The sequence below is a fragment of the Bacillus sp. AK128 genome (assembly GCF_053903075.1).
In genome coordinates this window covers 1,286,421-1,304,728 of record NZ_CP096379.1, presented here as the reverse complement: position 1 = coordinate 1,304,728, position 18,308 = coordinate 1,286,421, and the positions used below count along the sequence as shown (strand labels likewise).

Below are 18,308 nucleotides of genomic sequence, written 5' to 3'. Positions count from 1 at the left end.
AGAATGGGCTTTCTTATTTTTTTGATTTTTTTTCCTTTTTCATAAACAACATAAATCCAAGCGGTACGATTCCAAACCAACGGGATAGTAATGGAGGCTGTGTAGATTTACGGTCTTGCTTTGTTTGTTTTCGTTGTTGCTTTGGTTTATCCAAATAAGAAACAAATTGCTGTGTTAGGTATTTAATAAAATCATTTAATGTCATACAAACCACCTAATTTTCAAAGTGAAACTTCAATCTAGAAGGGTTTTCCTTCATGATTGATAGTCCGTTGAACCAGGTCATTACTAACTTCTTTAAGATGTTTATCGCTAGCAAAGCTGGACAGGACAGAGGTAAACTTTTACTAGTATAGTCTGTATCATTGCTTTTTAATCATTTCAGCCAACTGTTTAACAACTTCATCTTTATGCATAGATGTTGTATCAATCTTAAAATCATAATCATGATAAGCACTCTGTCTCTGGTTATACAGATTTTGAATCTGCGCTTTTTCAGAATTAATTACTAGCGGTCGAGTTTGATCATGAGCTAGTCTTTCCCAGATCACCTCAAAATCACAATGAAGGTAAACCAATAACCCGTTCTCCCTCATCCACTTCCTGTTCTCATCTTTTACAACCATTCCCCCTCCTGTAGTCACCACTGAATTGGTTGTTGGTAATAATTTGAGGGTTTTCACCTCTAAATCTCTAAAATGCGCTTCTCCATATGTTGAGAAAATTTCCCTGATCGATAAACCAGTATCTTTAACAATATGCTCATCTGTATCAATAACGGGTAGCTGTAAGTAGTTAGCTAGTTCTCTACCAATTGTTGTTTTTCCTGATCCCATAAATCCTGTTAAGTAAATAGTTTTCATATCATCACCTTATGTTTTTAATTTTGGCTCTGTTAAAGTTAGTTGTTGATTTCCGTTTCAGGACACTCGCTTTCCGCGGGCGGGTTCGGGAGCCTCCTCGGCGTTTCCGCCTGCGGGGTCTCCTTCACCACGCTTCTCCCGCAGGAGTCTCGCGTCCTTCCACTTCAATCAACTCTGCTAAAAATCAACACGGTACTATAACACAGCTTTAATTTTAATAATCGTATCAAATTTCAAAAGTCATTGGCTACAAAATTATCTGGCTTCTGTCCATTTAATTAGCTTATTTTCCAATAAATGATAATGTAGAATGACACTACTCTTTCTCCTATTGTTCGTTTGGACAGTTATATCAATCCTTTTCTCAGTAGTAGAAACTGTAGAGAATTGAATGATAGCTTTCCCTTCTTCGAACGTCATTTCCTTGTTTTTAAAATCTCCATGTTCAACGGACACTTCTAATCCAGCCATCGTTTTTTGAATTAATCTTTCAAGATGATACCATTCAAACTTTTCTTTATAAAACCGTACATCAGTTATATAAATTGAAACTTGATGTGAAAGTAGAAAGAATAGCAACAGACTAAGTACTAAGACAAAGGGTAGAATATATCCTTTTTCATTATTCACTGTTCACCACTTCATTCCAACGAAAAAGTTTGACCGTATATTCAGTTCCATCAAGATCCTCCACGGTAACCATAATACCACTATCAATATAGTGGTACCTTGCCGTTCTTATATTTTGTAAAATAATTTCATGGCCCGTTCCGTTTACTCTTCTTCTTACGTTATTCTGATAAGATTCATAAGAGGTTTCATAGCCGTTTATGTCCACAAGCACTAACCTCTCCCCCTCTATTCTAATTATATTCGCTTCTCTGATATCAAAACCAAGCTGAGCTGTAGCAACCTCCCACTCAAAAGGATGAAGACTACTAGGCTTTTCAATCCACTTCTCTAGGATGGAAAACACAAGTGGAATAAGAGAGCAGATGGTAATGATGATCAAAAGGACAAGTAACATCTCAAGTAAGGTATATCCATTACGTTTTAAGCTCACCACTCTGAAATACTCCCACATTTCTGCTTTGTTTGTTTTAATAAATCAGTCCACTTTATACAGCCATGATAAGTCCAAATTTCGTTATTTTCTTCCTCTCTTTTTGCTCTAATCATTAACTCAAGTGGGATTCGGTTGAAGATTACGATTTCATTTAATTCAGTATCTCTATTGATGGATTGAGTAAATAATTTTTCATTAAGTGTTTTCCGTGCAAAATTTTCCAACACTAAATTCTTTCTTTCAATCGAAATTAAATAAAGCTGGGGCAGCACTAGCATAATCACAAAGAATAGGATTCCGCTGGCTATTACTGTCTCTAATAAACTTATTCCCTTAGAGTTTCTCAATTCTAAAGCGCCCTCTTCCTAATAAAAAAGTAACCTTATAGGTATGGTGATGATAAGTCACATACATGGACCCAGGACTATTTATGTTTCCTCCAGCATTAAACTTAATTGGATTCGTAATCGTTAAAGGTCTTAGTTTAACCTCACTCTTTATCGTCCGTTTTACAATTAGTGACCGCACGCCGCCTTCCCTTATATCATAGAAATCTTCAGTCTCATAAAATGTTAGCTCCACACCTTTAGAGTGGCTGATTGCATATTGCTGACCAAGCCATATATCCTGTTGTAGCTGCTCAAAGAACTGTTGGATAACCCTAGCCTGATAGACAGCCCGAACATGAAAGAATGAAAAGCTCACCAACATGATAATGATCGACAAGACGATCAACATTTCCATTAATGTAAAACCATCTTCCTTAGGGAACCGTAACAATGGTTGTTACCTCTCCACTGCTTGTAATCTGTAACGTCTCTCCACTTGGACATTCAATGCTAGGAATATAGCCTCCACTCTTCATTTCAGCTATTGTCGGGCTTATAGATGTTTCATTTTCCATTTTATAGGCTTCTACTTGAGCTTGAACCATATTTATATAAGCATCACAGCCTTTGTTTCTGATTACCGCTTGCTGTTTCGTTAAATTCGGAATCGTAATAATAATTAAAATGGAAATAACTAATAACACAATCATCATCTCAATTAATGTAAATCCTTTATCATTCATCTATATTTCCTCCTATAAATCATTTAGCATTTGAAAAACCGGCTGCATAATTGCCATATAAATCCCCATAATCATAAGCCCAATTGCTATAAAGATACTTGGTTGAATGATGGCAATTTTTTTATTGATATATTCCTCTAAAGCTTCCGAAGAGAGCTTACTATAATGGTAAAGTTCTCGAGCTAGTTCTCCATTAAGAGAACCGAATGCGATGGATTTGGATAACTCCTCTTCAAAATAATCCCGAGACTGGATAATTGCTGCTAGCGACTCCCCACTTCTTAACTCTTTTTTTATTTGACTAGCTTCCTCTTTAAACAAAGTGAAATAATTTTGGCTTTCAAATAGAGAAAGAGCTTCGTTAACTGAAAGTCCTCCTTTTAGGAGCTGACTAAGCTGCATAGCAAAATATTGTGAATAAAATTTACAAAGGGTTGACCCATAAACTGGTAATCGACGAAGGTACCTCCATCTTTCTACAACTGTTACTCTTTTAAATCGAATCGCGAATATGAGAGATAGAATGAGCAATGAAAGGAGCAAAGCAAGGAACATACGTGGAAGCCATGTGGAGATCATCATCACAAAGAACAGGAAGAGGTTATTTTGAATACTCATTGTTTCGAATACATGTGAAAACTGTGGGAGTAAAAAGTGATTAATCATGAAAATTAAGGTGAGGGTAATCCCAATTAAGATTAATGGGTATTGTAAAATTTTTATCAAGCGATTATAGTAGCTAACCTTAACTTCTAGTAACTGACTTGCTTCTTTTAACGCGAAACTTAGGTCGCCATGTTTTTCAGCAAAGAACAGATAACCTAGTACATCCCGGTGGAAAGAGAGCTTCACTAATGCATCATGAAAGGATATACCATCTTTCATCTCCTGTATTCTTTCATTAAGTCGTGTTTGTTTATTTAGCGGCAGATGAATCATCAGTATAGGTAAAGCCTCTAACAAAGGATATCCCCGCTCTAAGAGAAGGCTCAGCTGTTTTAGAAGCTTCACTTGTTCATTACGGGTCCACACATTAGACCTTTTGTTCATGCTTCCATCCCTCCATACTGTTAAAAGGTAAATATCCAAGAGCAATTCCTTTATTGATTAAGTATGGAAAAGTCGGGTAAGAATAAACGGAATCAATCCCTTTTGCTTCATTCATTACACTAAGTAAAGATTGGCCATATAATAATTCATAGACGCTGATTCGCTTACTTTTTCTTAATTTCCTACACATAGACTTACAATCTTCGCCACAAAATGGGCATTTTAAATCAAGTAGTCGTTGTGCTGCAACTGCTAGTAAGGTTTGCTCAATTTCCTGCAAAGAAATATTAAATTCCTTTAAACGGTAAATGGCACTTTTCGCATCTTTTGTATGCATAGTTGTTAAAACTAAATGCCCTGTAAGCGATGCTCGAATAGCCGTTTGAGCAGTTTCTTCATCTCTTATTTCACCAACCATGATAATGTCAGGATCATGTCGTAAAATTGCCTTTAAACCTGAAGAATACGTGATTCCAGCTTTTTCATTTACTTGTACCTGCAATAAATGATCAGTATGCTTTTCAATAGGGTCTTCTAATGTAATGACATTTCGATGGGTGGCTTTGTTCGAAGCATGAAGAAGTGAATAAAGAGTAGTCGTTTTACCTGAACCAGTTGGACCGGTAAAGATAATTAATCCATGCTTATTCAGCATTAATGACTGAAGGATTGTAGTGGTCTTTGGAAACAAAGAAAGTTCTGAAATGGGAAAGGGGTCTTCTTGAGGAAGAAGGCGAATGACTAAGCTTTCATCATAGGGAGTTGGTAAGGTGGAAAGTCTAAGGTTGATCAACTTTTCATAGACAGAGAGCATAAGGGAACCGTTTTGCGGTCTTCGTTTTTCACCAATATCCATCGAGGCAAGGAATTTAAAGTGAGAGATCAACTTTGTTGCATGAGATTTTGATACATTTTCTTTAATACTAAGGTCATTCCCGAAGCGATACTTAATTTGACAGTCATCCTTACGTGGAACAAAGTGGATGTCTGTAATCCCTTCATTAAAGGCTTCGTGAATGATTCTCTCTGCATGATGCTCTACCATGCTCAAGTACATCACCAACTTTCAATTTATTTACATAGGTAATTTTCTACAAGCTTCGACTAATTCCTGCTAATCATAAAAATTTTTTTAAATTTCTACTTAAGTAGCATGTTAGGTTCTAACAGGGTATTGAAGGGTCACTAATCTACTGAATATTGAGCATAATCCTGGAGCCTGACAGAAAGATAATAAAATTAGTACATATTTTTATATAGACCGGGAATGATATTTAGTAACGATGGGCTATAGCCAAGCGGTAAGGCAACGGACTTTGACTCCGTCATGCGTTGGTTCGAATCCAGCTAGCCCAGTTCCTATTGGAGGTATTTTTTACCTCCTTTTTATTTAGCTCATTTCTACGGAAGATGCTAAATTTTTGTAACAATTAAAATAGCGACTCTTTTTAAAGGCTATTTTCGTGGATTGTTGCTATTTGAACAACTTTGTTAACACAATGAGTTGATTGGAGCGGAAGGCACTCGACTCCTGCAAGGAAAAAGGAAAGAGCTTTTTCTCTGGAGATGAGGGAAGTGTGAGACCCCACAGGCGCAGCCGAGGAAGCTCACATCCCTCCCCGCGGAAAGCGAGTGCCTGCAGCGGAAATCAACGGACCCAGTATAAATCCATTTTTTTTGTTAAAATAGCAACAAAGTTTTAGAAAGTTAATCACTTTACGAAAAGCCATTAACAATTTTAGAAGAAACTTCAAAAATAAGTCACAATCATGAATGCTTCTTATATTTACATTCGGGAGAACGTCCATTATAATGGAAAAGTATATGGATAAGGGCAAAAGGAGGGATACATATGGATCGTATGTACCGTGTTATGGGGTTTTGGACTGGTATATTTGCAGTCATGTTCTATCTTGGTGATATGTACCAAACCTCATTACTATTCTTCGGACAAACTGCATTTTTTGTATTATTAGGCTTTTTAAATCTTTCAGAACGTATGTATATTTATATTTTCGGTGCTTATTTGACCGTTTTCTTTATTGGATTTACGTACTGGACAACATTTATGATGGTCCCTGGAACAGGTGGTCACTAATACTGTATATAAAAAGCGATGGGCTAACCCCCATCGCTTTTTATATGATTTCCTCGACTACTTCTTTTTGGACATTTTTTGTTTGGATTACAACATGGAATGAACTACTAATCCCACCTTGAACAAGAAGAGAGCGTATCGCACGGTTTCTTTTACTAGCTTCAGAAAAAGGATTCCGGTCATCATGCTCCTTTAGCTCTTCTAAGATTCCAGCTTTCAGTAGGAATTCGTCTTGACGATACATTTTATAAAAATCAAGTCCAATTTCCTGTCCAGCTCTTATTAATTTATCAAAGTGAATATGAGTAGTTAAATCCATCTCACCTACATGAACTAATGGATTTTCAATAAGCTGATGCTGATAGTACCCTCGTAAACTACCATCCTTATGAAAAGGTAAGCTCCATTCCTCATCTAGATACCCATAATCAATCGTAATCACAATCCCTTTTTCTATCCATTCACCTAATTCTCTAATAAACGAACACATCTCTTTAGGAATCTCATAGGTTTGCCCTTCTGATACAGTAATCTGATATTCATCGATGAAATTGGTTAGGCTTTTATTAAGAGGAACTAAGGTTTCTACCAGTTTGTTCTGTTCATTTGCAGAAATGCGAACCTCCACTACCTCGTTATCAACCATTCTAATAACATCAACGGGAAAGGCATCAAAAAATTCATTAGAAAAGATGATTCCGTTATACTTCTCATATATTTTTTGTATTTCCTCCAAGCTATAAACGATCGTTACATTTTGAAATTCTTTGACCTCTTGTTGGATTAATGACTGGTGGTAAGGACTACTTTCAACTATATAATAGTGTCCTTCTTTATATGTATCATTTGATTCGCTTTGCCAGGTCTTGAGAACCTGCCTTGCAAACCTACCATTCCCACCACCCATTTCAATAATAACCGGCTCAATAACTTGTTCGTTAATAAGCTTGATGAATCGTGAAGCCATCATTTCCGCAAAAATCGGAGAAACAGAGCTAGATGTGTAAAAATCACCTGTTTTTCCGATTTTTGTCTGATCCTTCATGTAATACCCTTTTGTCGGGTGATATAATGCTAATTTCATGAAGGCTGAATAGGAAATAGAATGGGTTTCAGCCTGTTCTATAGATTCAAACACTTCTTGCATATTAATAGCCATTTAAAAATGGATTGGAATCCATTTCTTGCTGAATTGTTGTTTCCCTACCATGCCCTGAGAGGACTAATGTCTCTTCAGGAAGGACAAGAAGTTTTTTATGAATGCTAGCTAAGAGTACATCCTGATTACCTCCTGGTAAGTCCGTTCTCCCGATACTCCCTTCAAATAAGGCATCACCAGAGAACACAAGCTGCTCCTTTTCAAAATAAAAAGAAACACTACCTGGTGAATGGCCAGGTGTTTCATATATATGAAATAGGAATGAACCTACTTGTAACTCTCCTTCTGCACTTATAAGATGATCAGCTTTTTTCAAAACTATTTCATCTGAGTATGGTGTCCGTGCTGATAAGTTTAATTGCGGATCCACAAGCCAATCCTTCTCTTTTTTATGTATATAAACTGGGATGTCCCACTTAAACCGGACATCGTCGACTGCTCCAATATGATCATAATGAGCGTGTGTGAGTAAAATAGCAATCGGCTTTAATTTAAACTCATTCATAAAAGCTGCTATTTTCTGTGGCTCAGCACCTGGGTCAATGATTAAGCATTCCTTTTGTTCATTCCAAATAAAATAAGCGTTCGTTTGAATAGGCCCTAAAGGCATTCTTCTCCACTTCATGTTTTTACCTCCGTTTACAAATGACTACCATTATTCTACACTAAAAAGAAGGGAAACTAAAAGAGTCGTGTATGAGGAAGGAAGCAAATGGATAATTTAATAGCAATTGAGTTAAAAAATGAGGACCACCATGATATAATCGAGCCTTTTTTATCAATTACACCTTCATTTAAAGAACGTCACCAACAATTTTATATTTTTTCATCTATTGTGGACATTGTTATCTTGGAAAAAGAACTAGTAGAATTTTCAATTATCGAGTCCGTTCATACCCTTTTTAAATTAGAAAATCCCATTTTATACGACGCTTTTAATGATTATGGGTTTTCCACTAATTCTAACTACTATTTATTTACTAGTATGACTTTAGGATTCACGATCACAAAGGCCGGTAAAGTTGAAAAAGAAATGGCTTTGTTACAATTTCTTGAACATCTCATCGCTCATGATGGTCGCAATTATTTTATAGATCACCATCATCATGATTTAATTACAAAAATTGCAAGTTCATATAACATTGCAATTAACTTATTTGAACTCGACAAATTGCAAGAAAACGATTAAAATAAGATTGGTAAATGACTACATATGCTAGAGGTCTTATCGATAGGTCGAAAATAAACCTCTCATGTAAAAACTAGCAAAAGGAGGTATTTTTCATGGGCTTAATTATTATTTTTGCATTAGTAACTTTATTATCTGTAGTCGGATTGGTACGTTCATTACGTGAAAAGAATATTCTAGGTTTAGGATTTGCTGCAGGCACATTAGTTGTATTTGGTTGGTTTACTGTCATGACTTTAATTCATCATGGATTCCCTGTTGCACATTAATACTAACTATTTTGTAGGCGAGTAAATAGAAATAGAAAAAATAGATATGATCCTTTTTTCTAAACAACTATTGCGAATCAAAGTGATGAACCAAGTGTAAAAGCCATCAACATTATGTTGATGGCTTTTCTAGTTGACTCTTCACACTTGCTAATTTATCATCCATTTTCACTTTTTTATCTCGACGATCATCAATTCGAATATTCGTTGCTACTCTTTGGATACCCTCTTGAAATGGAGCTTCATGGATTGCCTGAATCACCTCAAATAATACCTTTAAATCACCCTCAATTAACGTACTCATCGGTGTTAATTGAAAAGAAATCAAGCCATCCTGCTCGTATTGACGAAGGATCTGTTGAATCTCAGCAACATATTTACTAACACTTGGTGTCTCTGTTCCAATTGGTATAACCGTCACATCCACTATTGCCATGTTTCTTCACCTCTTCATTTACTGAATTAAAAATTTAAGTTCATTGGTTTCTAAGTTAAGTATTTCTTCATGTTGGTAGCCAATTAAACCAATGCTACCATCAGGAGATAAAAGAACTGGTAAATCATCAACTCCTTCTAGTAGTATAGCTTCTTGACCAGTTGGTAATGAATAGCTCATTAATTGCAAAGCCTCTACGTCAGTTTCCCTCATGATTGGCTTATAGTAAACAAAGCTTTCTGTTTTGGAATTATGATCAAAATTTGGTACCCACCATCGATCTGAGTAGGTGGTTATATTAGGAAGCTGTAGACTCTGAATGGGTTCCATCGTTTTAGGGTCAATAAACTCGTATAAAGAATATTGTTCTAATGGTGTTATCGTAACTAATAACTCTTTATAGGTATGAAAGCCAACTATACTCTCTTTCACTAACTTTTCAGTCTTCTCTTCCAAATCATATACATAAAGAGGAGCTGTATTCCCACTTTGTTCGTTTTCCCATTTTAGGTAAGCTACACTTGACTCATTCATCCATTGAATAAAAGGCTGATCTATTTCACTTTTCTCAGTCACTAATCGTTCTATATCAATTAGATAGTTTTGAAAGGACCAGTCCTCCTGAAAACTGGTAATAAACAGCTTACCTTCTGAAAATGGATTCCAAATATATTGCAGCTCTGTAGATTGCAAGGTAGAACTCATTAATTTCGAACCTTGTTTATCAACTATCACAATATTAGCCTCAAGATTAGAGATCGATGTATGGATGGCAAAATATGTACCATTTTCACTACCCTCTAGGGAGATAATTTGATGTGGTGTTTCATAAAAGACTTCTTTTTCGCCCGTATAGATATGATACCGGATGATCTTAGAACCTTTCTGATTAGCATTATTTACAATATATAAAATATTATTCTGATTATACCAATCCGCTATGGAATGAAACAGCTCCCCCTCTAAGTCAATGGGTTTAACATCGACCTCCCCCATAAACTTCCCTGAGGGTATTGTCTTTTCACCTACTTGAACCTGTCTTTCATTTGCGTGTTCGGTCCCAATAAACTTAGTAGAGGAGCAGCTTGAAAGGAACATACTTGCTAATAAAATTGTAATTACCGTAATAACTCCCTTTACCATGCCCTCACCCCCAAAAACGACCTCATATGTACTTACGCAATTGACAGAAAAAGGTTACAATTCTTCACATAGAAATTTTATAAATCTACTCATATCGTACCATAACCAAAGGAATATAAACATGATCCATGCTACCTGTCTCGTGACAATTATTAAAAAGAAACTACTACATTTTGAATGGAATAATTATAAGAAAATTTCTGTAAGTAGTCCTCTTAAAGGGAGAGTTTAAAGAGATATAGCCTTAACTTTAGACAATCAAAAAGAAAAATACAGCCGAATTTGCGACTGTATTTGGCAGGTAATCATTACATATATAGACTTGCTAAAAAAATCCCTATACTTTCTTTATAAATTTCATTAAATTGGGAAAGTGGTAAAGGATTTACACCTTCCCCTAATTCAATGGTGTAGCCCGGTCTCTTCCACTTATAGATATACCAGTCACGATACCCTGCATGGCTGTCGATATGTTGGATTGCCTTATAGCCACTGACTCGTTCAAATTCTTTTGCAATTAGGCCTGCTTCAGAAGGTTCTAAGTCTAAATAGCCCCAGTACATTTCTTTCCCCTGTGTATGGAACGCTAGGACTCTATTAAAATCATTCTTTTCAGTGTAGTTAGCCATTGCAATTGCTTCAGGCTCAGTTAACGCCTCATCTCCTGGATAATCTCTTGGTGCTGGTTTTTTTGGCACTTTCCGTTCTTTCTCAATTTCCCAGTTGGCAGGATATTGGTTATTAAGATCAATCCCTTGGATATTGGCCTTCCAATTAGAAAAATCAAGACTCCCATTATTAATGTCCTTTACCATTGATTGATAAGGCTCTTCGGTAGGTGGCCCACTTAATACAAGGTCTACTCCATCAGGGTTTACCATTGGTACAATAGACAGAGTCACCTCATGATAAAAAGGAAGCATATAGATTCCATTGATGGAACCATTATTGGTCAATGTATAAAGATAGTCATTGATAAACTGCATAATTACAGCTGTTGTAATCCATTCATTTGCATGAAAGGAACCGTTCATATGAACCTTTTTAGGACCGTTACCTATTTTTATTTCGATCAGTTCTTTCCCTAATACCGATTTCCCTACAGTATCCAAGGTAATGAATGGATAATGTTTTTGTAAAAGATGAACGTCTTCTACTAACCTTGTATATGGATATTCTTGATTCCCACTTATAACACGCTCTGTAATCCTTCGGGGAAGATCAATCGTTTCACCTTCTTGTAAATGTGAAGAATGAGGATGTTGCCGATTTAATAGCAAGAGTGCATCCACACTCAAATTCCTTTCTTGTGCGAGCGTCCAAAGCGTGTCACCGGATTTAATCTTATAGGGTTCCATGATAAAGCCTGGGATTTTGACGTGATCTCCTACTTGTAAGTTTTGATAATCTTCTATTTCATTCGAGTCCAACAACAAATGTAAAGGCAACCCAAACAGTTGGCAATAATGCCATAGTGTGTCTCCTTGTCTGACGGTAACTTCCATAACCTCTACCTCCTTTTACATTGCTGATTTAATGTATGAGTTCAAGTGAAGGAATATTAATAGATAAACCGGCTTTTCCTTTTGTAATTATACTGATAACAAAAAGACCTTGATATGTAATCAAGGTCTTTTGCTGTGTTAATTTTGTTGTTGAATAATGGCTTCTTCTCCGAGATAGTCATTTCCGTTATAGAAGCGAAGTAGATCACCATAGACAATTTTATCGGAGTATTCCAGTTCTTTCTTAGCTTTATCCATAAAAGGCTCACAGCTACTAGCGTCTGTTACCTCTCCAGTTGATTTGTCATAACATTGATTATTTGTATATACATACTTATCGGTAATGAAGCTACCATCTCTTAACACAGTAAATGGCAATTTATTGTCTGAGAATAAATCTGATCCAAATTGAACATGGTCATTTGTGCTAATTCCCATTAGATTAAGGATCGTTGGTTTTAAATCAATTTGCCCCGTAACATTAGAGATCTTTTTACCTTCTTGTCCCGGAATATGAACAATTAGTGGAACTCGTTGTAACTGTACACTATCAAATGGTGTAATTTCTTCTTTTCCTAAAAATTGTGCCATTGCTTTATTGTGGTTCTCTGAAATTCCATAGTGGTCACCATAAAGGATAATGATTGACTTATCATAAATTCCTTCATCCTTTAATCGTTGGATAAAGTGTTTTAAGGCTTCATCCGTATAACGAACAGTCGGGAAATAGCGATTTAAAGTACGACTATTTGACGTATATTCATTAACTAGCTTATCCTCTTCATTTAATTCAAACGGGAAGTGATTGGTTAGTGTAATGAATTTCGTATAGTATGGCTCTGGTTGGGATTTTAGAAGCTCAATTGATTGTTCAAAGAACTCTTTATCCTTTAGTCCCCAACCAATTGAATTCTCTTCATTTACTTCATAATCGCCGATTTCAAAGAAATGATCATAACCAAGTGATTGATACATAATATCGCGATTCCAGAAACTCTTATTATTCGCATGCATGACTGATGAATAATACCCATACTCCTTAATAAGCTCCGGAGTTGCTTGGTACTCATTTGATCCGTGTGTAAAGAAAACAGCACCACGCCCTAATGGATATAAAGAATTGTCTACAAGAAACTCAGAATCAGAGGTTTTCCCTTGACCTGTTTGGTGATAAAAATTATCAAAATAATAACTTTCTTCGATGAAGTCGTTGAGGAATGGAGTGATCTCTTCCCCATCAATCGTTTCTCCAATGACAAAACTTTGAGTTGACTCCATGGAAATTAGGATAACATTTTTGTCTTTAGCAAGGCCAAATAATTCATCATTAGGTTGACGAATATTTGCTTTAATATAGTTCTCAATTTCAACAAATTCACTTCCATCAGCAAAAGCTCTTTGTGCTGATGATTTTGATTGTAAAATGATGTCATATATATGGAAATTATAAGTTCCAATATTTTTAACTAACATTTCACGGTCAAAGGTTCTCGTTAATAATTGTGGTCTTTCAGCATTAGCAAGACCAAGATTTACAACAGAGATAATCGTAGCTAATAAAATATAAGAGATTTTCTCTCTTTTAAGCAATGGTTGTACTCTAGACATTAGGTTGTTCTTCTTAGCAAAGGCTAGTACAACCCAAAGAATGAATAGATCACTAAAAATTAATATGTCTGAAACATGTATTAATTCAGAAGCACTATTCCCAAGATCTGACATATTACTAGTTTGGAATAAAACTGGAATCGTCAAGAAATCATTAAAGAATCGATAATAGACTACATTGGCAAACAGAATAAAGCTTGTTATAAAGCTAAATATAAATAATAAACGAATTCTTGACTTCTCTTTAACCCATAAAGCTATTCCAAAAAAGAATAATAAGAAGCTTAAGGGGTTAATAAACAGGATTAATTCCTGCATCAAAGATTCTATTTTTATATCGAAGCTAGTCTTATAGACTATATACGTTTTAAGCCATAACATAATAATGGTTAAATATAATGGCCACATTTTTATGAATGTAGATTTAATATTCATGCTGGTACCTCCTCAATAAAAACTAATCCATTTTATCAGAATATTGCAGTCAATTTTACAATTTTTGGGCATTTTGAAAAGGAAACATAGTTAATCTTAATATCTTCTTAACAAAAAATCAATGGTTAATTTTTATTATCTTTTTTATAATAAAATATGGTCGGCCTATTTTTTTAGGCTCGTCTATTAAGACGAATTAAAGTGATAAAAAGTTTCATTTTTTTTTATCTGTTCTTATATTCCATAAAAAAAGAGATCTCTATTCCTTACTCTAGAGACCTCGATTTATTATGGTGAAATAAATATTTTATTTTTCTCGACCAAGCTCTTCCTTAATTAACCAAGCTCCGCCAATTACACCTGCGTCATTTCCTAATGTCGCTACTGATAATTCAGCCGCTATCGCTACTCTTGGAAAAGCAAATCTTCTAAAATATTCCTCAATTGGATTAATTAATACATCACCTGCTCGGGATACACCTCCGCCAATGACAATTTTCTCTGGGTTTACTCCATTAGAAAGATTCGCAAGTGCAAGTCCTAAATGAAATGCAGTTTGATCAATAATATGTAGGGCATACGAATCACTTTCCTTAGCTGCATCAAACACATCTTTAGCTGAAATACTTCCATTCGAATCAAATAGGTGATAAAGCTTGGATTCCACATGGTTATTCAATTCATCCAATGCCTGTCTAACAATTCCCGTTGCTGATGCAATTGTCTCTAAGCAGCCTGTCTTGCCACAATTACATGGTACTCCGCCTACAGTTACGGAGGTAATGTGACCGATTTCTCCACCAGCCCCATTGACTCCATGGATAATTTGGCCATTTGAAATAATTCCACCACCAACACCAGTACCTAACGTAACAACTACTACATTTTTTGCTTTTTCTCCCGCACCCTTCCACATCTCGCCGAGTGCCGCAAGATTTGCATCATTATCAACCATCACTGGCAGTCCAGTGGCTTCTGCTAATTTATTCTTTAGTGGGTAGTTCTTCCATCCAAGATTAACAGCTTCATAAATTAAGCCGGTTTCAATTTGAACTGGCCCAGGGGCCCCGATTCCAATTCCTATTAGTTCGTTTTGGCCTTCGAACTCCTTCAGCTTATTTTTTAGAGCATATGCAATATCAGGGATAATTGCCTCTCCACCATTTTCAACGTTTGTTAGGATCTCCCACTTATATTCAATTTCTCCACTAAGAGAGATGAACGCCATTTTAATCGTTGTTCCACCAATATCTATTCCAGCTAGCCATTTTTTAGTCATTACTCTCATTCCTTTTTCTCTTTTCTTTTTCTACCTCTGCAGCCTGTCTAACAATTAATAGGCCTAATTTATAATCATGTGCTTGTAGGATTTTGGAATCATATAACTCCCGAAGCTCATCTTCCATCATTTCTAAATCAGCCAAACGATCGCCAATATAGATTAGCGTACCATATTGGATTAATAATTTTTGCACATCATAAATTGTGTTCAACCACATCACCTACTAAACATAAGTTCAATTAAAGTAATCCATAATTTAGATTATAGATGATTTTATGTTTGGTCAATAGAAAACCTCATTTCCAACTGAGTTGGTTGGGTGAAACTCCTTTGTCATTGATACCAAACCAAAAAAAGCCCAAGTACGGTAGGCTTACCTCTTAATAAAATGGTTTCTACTTTTGGTTTTAGTCCATTTATAGAGACCTCGTACTTAAGCTTTCAATTAAATTATTATCTGTCAGGATCCTTAGGGTGAAGGGCAGTTGGTCTTCTATGCTTCAGCGGAATTGGTGCTCGGAATAGAATATCTCGCATCGCACGATAAGAGAATGGGATAAATGGCCACATATAAGGAACGTTATAGGACTTCATTCTTGCAAGAAGTAAAATCCATGCTGTAGTCCCTATAACAAACCCTATTACACCACCAACTGCAGTAAGGATTAATAAAAGGATTCGGATAATTCTATTTGCCAAGCTTAGTTCATAGCTAGGTGTAGCAAATGTACCAATCGCAGCAATAGAGAAGTAAAGAATCACTTCATTAGATAGCAATCCAACCTCAACAGCAACCTGTCCTACCATTAGCGCTGCAACCAAGCCAAGTGCTGTAGCAAGTGAGGTGGGTGTATGTATGGCTGCCATCCTCAGCATATCGAGACCAACTTCAATGATTAAAATTTGTAGAAATAATGGGACTTGCCCTTCTTCATTCGGGCCTATAAAACCTAACCCTTCTGGGAGTAATTCTGGATTGGCTGCAAATAAGTACCATAATGGCAATATAAACATAGATGCAAAGACAGCGATAAAACGAACTAATCTTAAATATCCTCCTACTACAGGCTTATTTCGATATTCTTCGGCATGTTGCAAATGATGCCAAAAGGTGGTTGGAGTAATAATCACACTCGGTGACCCATCCACAATGACAAGGACATGTCCATCATATAAATGAGCAGCTGCCGTATCAGGTCGTTCTGTGTATCTCACAACAGGGTAAGGATTGAAATGCCGCCCTGAAATAAATTCTTCTATTGTTTTCTCTGCCATAGGTAAGCCATCTGTATCGATTTTGCTTATCGAATTCTTTACGGCTATAACCTGCTCAGGATCTGCTATATCCTCTATATAACATATACAAATATCGGTTTTACTTCGTCGACCTATCTGTTGATATTCCATTCGTAGTGTTCGATCCCTTACTCTACGTCTTGTTAAGGCCGTATTAAAGACAATCGTTTCTACATAACCATCTCTTGCTCCTCTTACTACTCTTTCTGTGTCGGGCTCTTGGGGTCCTCTTACTGGATACGTACGAGCATCAATAATAATGACATAGTTAATTCCATCAACTACTAATGCTGTTGGACCAGCTAATACAGTATCCACTACAGCGTCTAAATCATCGACCTTTTCAACCTCAACATAAGGAATATATTTCTTTAAAAGTTTGTCTAATGGATCTGGTTCTAATTGCTCAGGTTCAAGAGAAACTAAAAACTTCATAATAAGATGTAAAATATCATCCTTCGCAAATCCGTCAATCATGAACATTGACATCTTTCTGCCAGCATATTCTTGATCTAATTGAATGACGTCAAAGCTCTTATCAACGCCAAGCTCTTGTTTTAGATATGTAAGATTTTCATCTATCTTATTAGAAACTTGTTTTTTCACTTTATTCAATCTTCTCACCTCATGGTTCATAGATTCACAATCTATGCAATCTAATTCCATCATTAACGAAATATGATAGAAACATACCTGCCATTCATTCATTTCCTATTATAGTGGAATGATATGGCTCATCCTTTCATAGGTTTTATTAAAGGTTGTCCCCAGAAAGGATGAGAGGGAGAAATGAAATTAAACCCCAAATTACTCATGTTCCTTATTATTATGTCCTTATTAGCACTAACGATTTCTAAATTTTTATATCCTGAAGAGTCCAGAGAAAGCTTAACCTATTTTCCGATTGATCCTTCCCTTGCCTTTTTAACGGCTGAAACTAAACTCACGTTATTAAACGAAAAGGATGATGATGAGTATACTGTTGAATGGGAGGCTGTTTCAGAAACGGATAAAGAAGTATATCTTAGACAGGATATTTCTTTTTTATATGTAGATGGTGTGTTAACAGAGACTCTATCTGATTGGAAAGAAGAAGTAGCTCTAATGGAAAAAGACAAGAAAATAAAAGGGGAAGATAGCAGCTTACTTCAAACAATCTCCCTTCACCACGCTGAGGTTCACTTACAAGATGATCAAATTAAGAGTGCCCAAAAAATGACTGGAGACTATTTGTACGTCATTGATTCTTCCTTTACTCCTCTTGAATCTTTTCGAACACCAGAAAATAAAGAGCAGGAAGAGTGGAAAAAGATTTTGGAGCATGTGATTGCTCAGCATTTGCAATATAGCTGGAATGAACTCATCAAGCATTTTGAAATAAATCGTGAACAGTATCATGAATTTACAATATTAGAGCTGTTGAAGTTTAATGAGGAGGCTCTACCTGGTTTAGACGAACAAAGCTCACAAAAGGTAGTGGGCCAATTATGGGAAGGCCTTTATAAGAACTACCTACTAGGCATTCAGCTATCACCTAATGAGACAATCTCACCAATAGGAAGTAAGTTACCGCTCATTTTATTAAGCAAAGACTTAACTCATATTTACGTACTCATAGAAGGAAAAAATGGGGAGAAGATCAAACTTGTTCAAGAATTATAATACTTCGAATGCAAACTTAGCCTTTAGAACAAACAAATACAAAGAGGCTGGGAAAAAACCTACCATCCCAGTCTCAAAGACGAATAATCTCAAAATTACTCTCCCTATCAAATATAATCCTGTTTTCGTCTTTTTTATACTTATTAACTAGTTAAGCTGGAAAAACAGGGTTGTT

At 35.9% G+C, this 18,308-nt stretch carries 22 protein-coding genes and 1 tRNA gene; 5 read left to right on the top strand and 18 right to left on the bottom strand.

Going from position 1 to position 18,308, the window contains the following annotated elements; translation table 11 throughout:
* Positions 1 to 13: 13 nt before the first annotated feature.
* From M1D60_RS06240 to comGA, 9 genes are all read right to left on the bottom strand, one after another.
* Positions 14 to 205, bottom strand: a complete 192-nt coding sequence (locus M1D60_RS06240; RefSeq protein ID WP_456278308.1) for a YqzE family protein — start codon at positions 203 to 205, stop codon at positions 14 to 16.
* Between the two features lie 157 nt (positions 206 to 362).
* Positions 363 to 863 (bottom strand): shikimate kinase, encoded by a 501-nt coding sequence (locus tag M1D60_RS06235; protein ID WP_456278307.1) that lies wholly within the window; start codon positions 861 to 863, stop codon positions 363 to 365.
* Between the two features lie 255 nt (positions 864 to 1,118).
* Positions 1,119 to 1,493, bottom strand: a complete 375-nt coding sequence (comGG, locus tag M1D60_RS06230; RefSeq protein WP_456278306.1) for a competence type IV pilus minor pilin ComGG — start codon at positions 1,491 to 1,493, stop codon at positions 1,119 to 1,121.
* Positions 1,486 to 1,929 (bottom strand): competence type IV pilus minor pilin ComGF, encoded by a 444-nt coding sequence (gene comGF / locus M1D60_RS06225; RefSeq protein ID WP_456278305.1) that lies wholly within the window; start codon positions 1,927 to 1,929, stop codon positions 1,486 to 1,488. Before comGF ends, comGG begins: the two co-directional genes overlap by 8 nt.
* Positions 1,923 to 2,276, bottom strand: coding sequence for a hypothetical protein (locus M1D60_RS06220; protein WP_456278304.1), 354 nt, complete (start codon positions 2,274 to 2,276; stop codon positions 1,923 to 1,925). Before M1D60_RS06220 ends, comGF begins: the two co-directional genes overlap by 7 nt.
* Positions 2,263 to 2,709 carry a competence type IV pilus minor pilin ComGD gene (gene comGD, locus M1D60_RS06215; protein ID WP_456278303.1) on the bottom strand — a complete coding sequence of 149 codons (447 nt, stop codon included), beginning with the start codon at positions 2,707 to 2,709 and terminating at the stop codon, positions 2,263 to 2,265. The genes M1D60_RS06220 and comGD overlap by 14 nt, the downstream gene beginning before the upstream one ends.
* Positions 2,693 to 3,001, bottom strand: a complete 309-nt coding sequence (gene comGC, locus M1D60_RS06210; RefSeq protein WP_456278302.1) for a competence type IV pilus major pilin ComGC — start codon at positions 2,999 to 3,001, stop codon at positions 2,693 to 2,695. Before comGC ends, comGD begins: the two co-directional genes overlap by 17 nt.
* 12 nt (positions 3,002 to 3,013) lie before the next feature.
* A complete protein-coding gene (gene comGB, locus M1D60_RS06205; RefSeq protein WP_456278301.1) occupies positions 3,014 to 4,051 on the bottom strand; it encodes a competence type IV pilus assembly protein ComGB in 1,038 nt (345 codons plus the stop codon).
* Positions 4,035 to 5,102 carry a competence type IV pilus ATPase ComGA gene (gene comGA, locus M1D60_RS06200; RefSeq protein WP_456278300.1) on the bottom strand — a complete coding sequence of 356 codons (1,068 nt, stop codon included), beginning with the start codon at positions 5,100 to 5,102 and terminating at the stop codon, positions 4,035 to 4,037. Before comGA ends, comGB begins: the two co-directional genes overlap by 17 nt.
* A gap of 233 nt (positions 5,103 to 5,335) precedes the next feature.
* Between comGA and M1D60_RS06195 the strand changes: the two genes are divergently transcribed.
* Both M1D60_RS06195 and M1D60_RS06190 read left to right on the top strand, forming a co-directional pair.
* A tRNA-Gln gene (locus M1D60_RS06195) sits at positions 5,336 to 5,407 on the top strand.
* A gap of 496 nt (positions 5,408 to 5,903) precedes the next feature.
* Complete coding sequence (locus M1D60_RS06190) at positions 5,904 to 6,149, top strand: DUF2626 domain-containing protein (protein ID WP_456278299.1); 246 nt, start codon at positions 5,904 to 5,906, stop codon at positions 6,147 to 6,149.
* Positions 6,150 to 6,189: 40 nt separating this feature from the next.
* On the opposite strand, the gene M1D60_RS06185 is transcribed toward M1D60_RS06190, so the two are convergent.
* Complete coding sequence (locus tag M1D60_RS06185) at positions 6,190 to 7,296, bottom strand: class I SAM-dependent methyltransferase (RefSeq protein WP_456278298.1); 1,107 nt, start codon at positions 7,294 to 7,296, stop codon at positions 6,190 to 6,192.
* A gap of 1 nt (position 7,297) precedes the next feature.
* Positions 7,298 to 7,933 carry an MBL fold metallo-hydrolase gene (locus M1D60_RS06180; protein WP_456278297.1) on the bottom strand — a complete coding sequence of 212 codons (636 nt, stop codon included), beginning with the start codon at positions 7,931 to 7,933 and terminating at the stop codon, positions 7,298 to 7,300.
* An 87-nt stretch (positions 7,934 to 8,020) separates the two neighbouring features.
* Here M1D60_RS06180 and M1D60_RS06175 point away from each other — a divergent pair, with 87 nt between their 5' ends.
* Positions 8,021 to 8,497: a hypothetical protein gene (locus M1D60_RS06175; protein ID WP_456278296.1), complete on the top strand. Its 477-nt coding sequence runs from the start codon at positions 8,021 to 8,023 to the stop codon at positions 8,495 to 8,497.
* 95 nt (positions 8,498 to 8,592) lie between these two features.
* The gene (locus tag M1D60_RS06170) at positions 8,593 to 8,766 is read left to right on the top strand and encodes a DUF2759 domain-containing protein (protein ID WP_456278295.1); all 174 of its coding nucleotides are present in this window, start codon (positions 8,593 to 8,595) and stop codon (positions 8,764 to 8,766) included.
* 112 nt (positions 8,767 to 8,878) lie between these two features.
* Here M1D60_RS06170 and M1D60_RS06165 read toward each other — a convergent pair whose 3' ends face one another.
* The 7 genes from M1D60_RS06165 to M1D60_RS06135 form a co-directional block, all read right to left on the bottom strand.
* On the bottom strand, positions 8,879 to 9,202 hold the full coding sequence (locus M1D60_RS06165; protein WP_456278294.1) for an MTH1187 family thiamine-binding protein: 324 nt from the start codon (positions 9,200 to 9,202) through the stop codon (positions 8,879 to 8,881).
* Between the two features lie 18 nt (positions 9,203 to 9,220).
* Complete coding sequence (locus M1D60_RS06160; protein WP_456278293.1) at positions 9,221 to 10,345, bottom strand: YqgU-like beta propeller domain-containing protein; 1,125 nt, start codon at positions 10,343 to 10,345, stop codon at positions 9,221 to 9,223.
* Positions 10,346 to 10,653: 308 nt separating this feature from the next.
* The gene (locus M1D60_RS06155) at positions 10,654 to 11,850 is read right to left on the bottom strand and encodes a M14 family metallopeptidase (protein WP_456278292.1); all 1,197 of its coding nucleotides are present in this window, start codon (positions 11,848 to 11,850) and stop codon (positions 10,654 to 10,656) included.
* Positions 11,851 to 11,988: 138 nt separating this feature from the next.
* Positions 11,989 to 13,893 carry an LTA synthase family protein gene (locus M1D60_RS06150; RefSeq protein ID WP_456278291.1) on the bottom strand — a complete coding sequence of 635 codons (1,905 nt, stop codon included), beginning with the start codon at positions 13,891 to 13,893 and terminating at the stop codon, positions 11,989 to 11,991.
* A gap of 307 nt (positions 13,894 to 14,200) precedes the next feature.
* The gene (locus M1D60_RS06145) at positions 14,201 to 15,172 is read right to left on the bottom strand and encodes an ROK family glucokinase (protein ID WP_456278290.1); all 972 of its coding nucleotides are present in this window, start codon (positions 15,170 to 15,172) and stop codon (positions 14,201 to 14,203) included.
* Positions 15,165 to 15,386, bottom strand: a complete 222-nt coding sequence (locus M1D60_RS06140) for a YqgQ family protein (RefSeq protein ID WP_456278289.1) — start codon at positions 15,384 to 15,386, stop codon at positions 15,165 to 15,167. The genes M1D60_RS06145 and M1D60_RS06140 overlap by 8 nt, the downstream gene beginning before the upstream one ends.
* A 242-nt stretch (positions 15,387 to 15,628) precedes the next feature.
* Positions 15,629 to 17,107 (bottom strand): spore germination protein, encoded by a 1,479-nt coding sequence (locus M1D60_RS06135; protein ID WP_456278288.1) that lies wholly within the window; start codon positions 17,105 to 17,107, stop codon positions 15,629 to 15,631.
* 153 nt (positions 17,108 to 17,260) lie between these two features.
* On the opposite strand from M1D60_RS06135, the gene M1D60_RS06130 reads away from it, so the two are divergent.
* Complete coding sequence (locus tag M1D60_RS06130; protein WP_456278287.1) at positions 17,261 to 18,133, top strand: hypothetical protein; 873 nt, start codon at positions 17,261 to 17,263, stop codon at positions 18,131 to 18,133.
* Positions 18,134 to 18,308: the final 175 nt, after the last annotated feature.

What these genes read in the sequence shown, in the direction of transcription:
- M1D60_RS06240 (WP_456278308.1), bottom strand. Translation starts at nt 205, where the DNA reads ATGACATTAAATGATTTTATTAAATACCTAACACAGCAATTTGTTTCT.
- M1D60_RS06235 (WP_456278307.1), bottom strand. Translation starts at nt 863, where the DNA reads ATGAAAACTATTTACTTAACAGGATTTATGGGATCAGGAAAAACAACA.
- comGC (WP_456278302.1), bottom strand. Translation starts at nt 3,001, where the DNA reads ATGAATGATAAAGGATTTACATTAATTGAGATGATGATTGTGTTATTA.
- comGB (WP_456278301.1), bottom strand. Translation starts at nt 4,051, where the DNA reads ATGAACAAAAGGTCTAATGTGTGGACCCGTAATGAACAAGTGAAGCTT.
- M1D60_RS06190 (WP_456278299.1), top strand. Translation starts at nt 5,904, where the DNA reads ATGGATCGTATGTACCGTGTTATGGGGTTTTGGACTGGTATATTTGCA.
- M1D60_RS06185 (WP_456278298.1), bottom strand. Translation starts at nt 7,296, where the DNA reads ATGCAAGAAGTGTTTGAATCTATAGAACAGGCTGAAACCCATTCTATT.
- M1D60_RS06180 (WP_456278297.1), bottom strand. Translation starts at nt 7,933, where the DNA reads ATGAAGTGGAGAAGAATGCCTTTAGGGCCTATTCAAACGAACGCTTAT.
- M1D60_RS06175 (WP_456278296.1), top strand. Translation starts at nt 8,021, where the DNA reads ATGGATAATTTAATAGCAATTGAGTTAAAAAATGAGGACCACCATGAT.
- M1D60_RS06170 (WP_456278295.1), top strand. Translation starts at nt 8,593, where the DNA reads ATGGGCTTAATTATTATTTTTGCATTAGTAACTTTATTATCTGTAGTC.
- M1D60_RS06165 (WP_456278294.1), bottom strand. Translation starts at nt 9,202, where the DNA reads ATGGCAATAGTGGATGTGACGGTTATACCAATTGGAACAGAGACACCA.
- M1D60_RS06160 (WP_456278293.1), bottom strand. Translation starts at nt 10,345, where the DNA reads ATGGTAAAGGGAGTTATTACGGTAATTACAATTTTATTAGCAAGTATG.
- M1D60_RS06155 (WP_456278292.1), bottom strand. Translation starts at nt 11,850, where the DNA reads ATGGAAGTTACCGTCAGACAAGGAGACACACTATGGCATTATTGCCAA.
- M1D60_RS06150 (WP_456278291.1), bottom strand. Translation starts at nt 13,893, where the DNA reads ATGAATATTAAATCTACATTCATAAAAATGTGGCCATTATATTTAACC.
- M1D60_RS06145 (WP_456278290.1), bottom strand. Translation starts at nt 15,172, where the DNA reads ATGACTAAAAAATGGCTAGCTGGAATAGATATTGGTGGAACAACGATT.
- M1D60_RS06135 (WP_456278288.1), bottom strand. Translation starts at nt 17,107, where the DNA reads ATGAACCATGAGGTGAGAAGATTGAATAAAGTGAAAAAACAAGTTTCT.
- M1D60_RS06130 (WP_456278287.1), top strand. Translation starts at nt 17,261, where the DNA reads ATGAAATTAAACCCCAAATTACTCATGTTCCTTATTATTATGTCCTTA.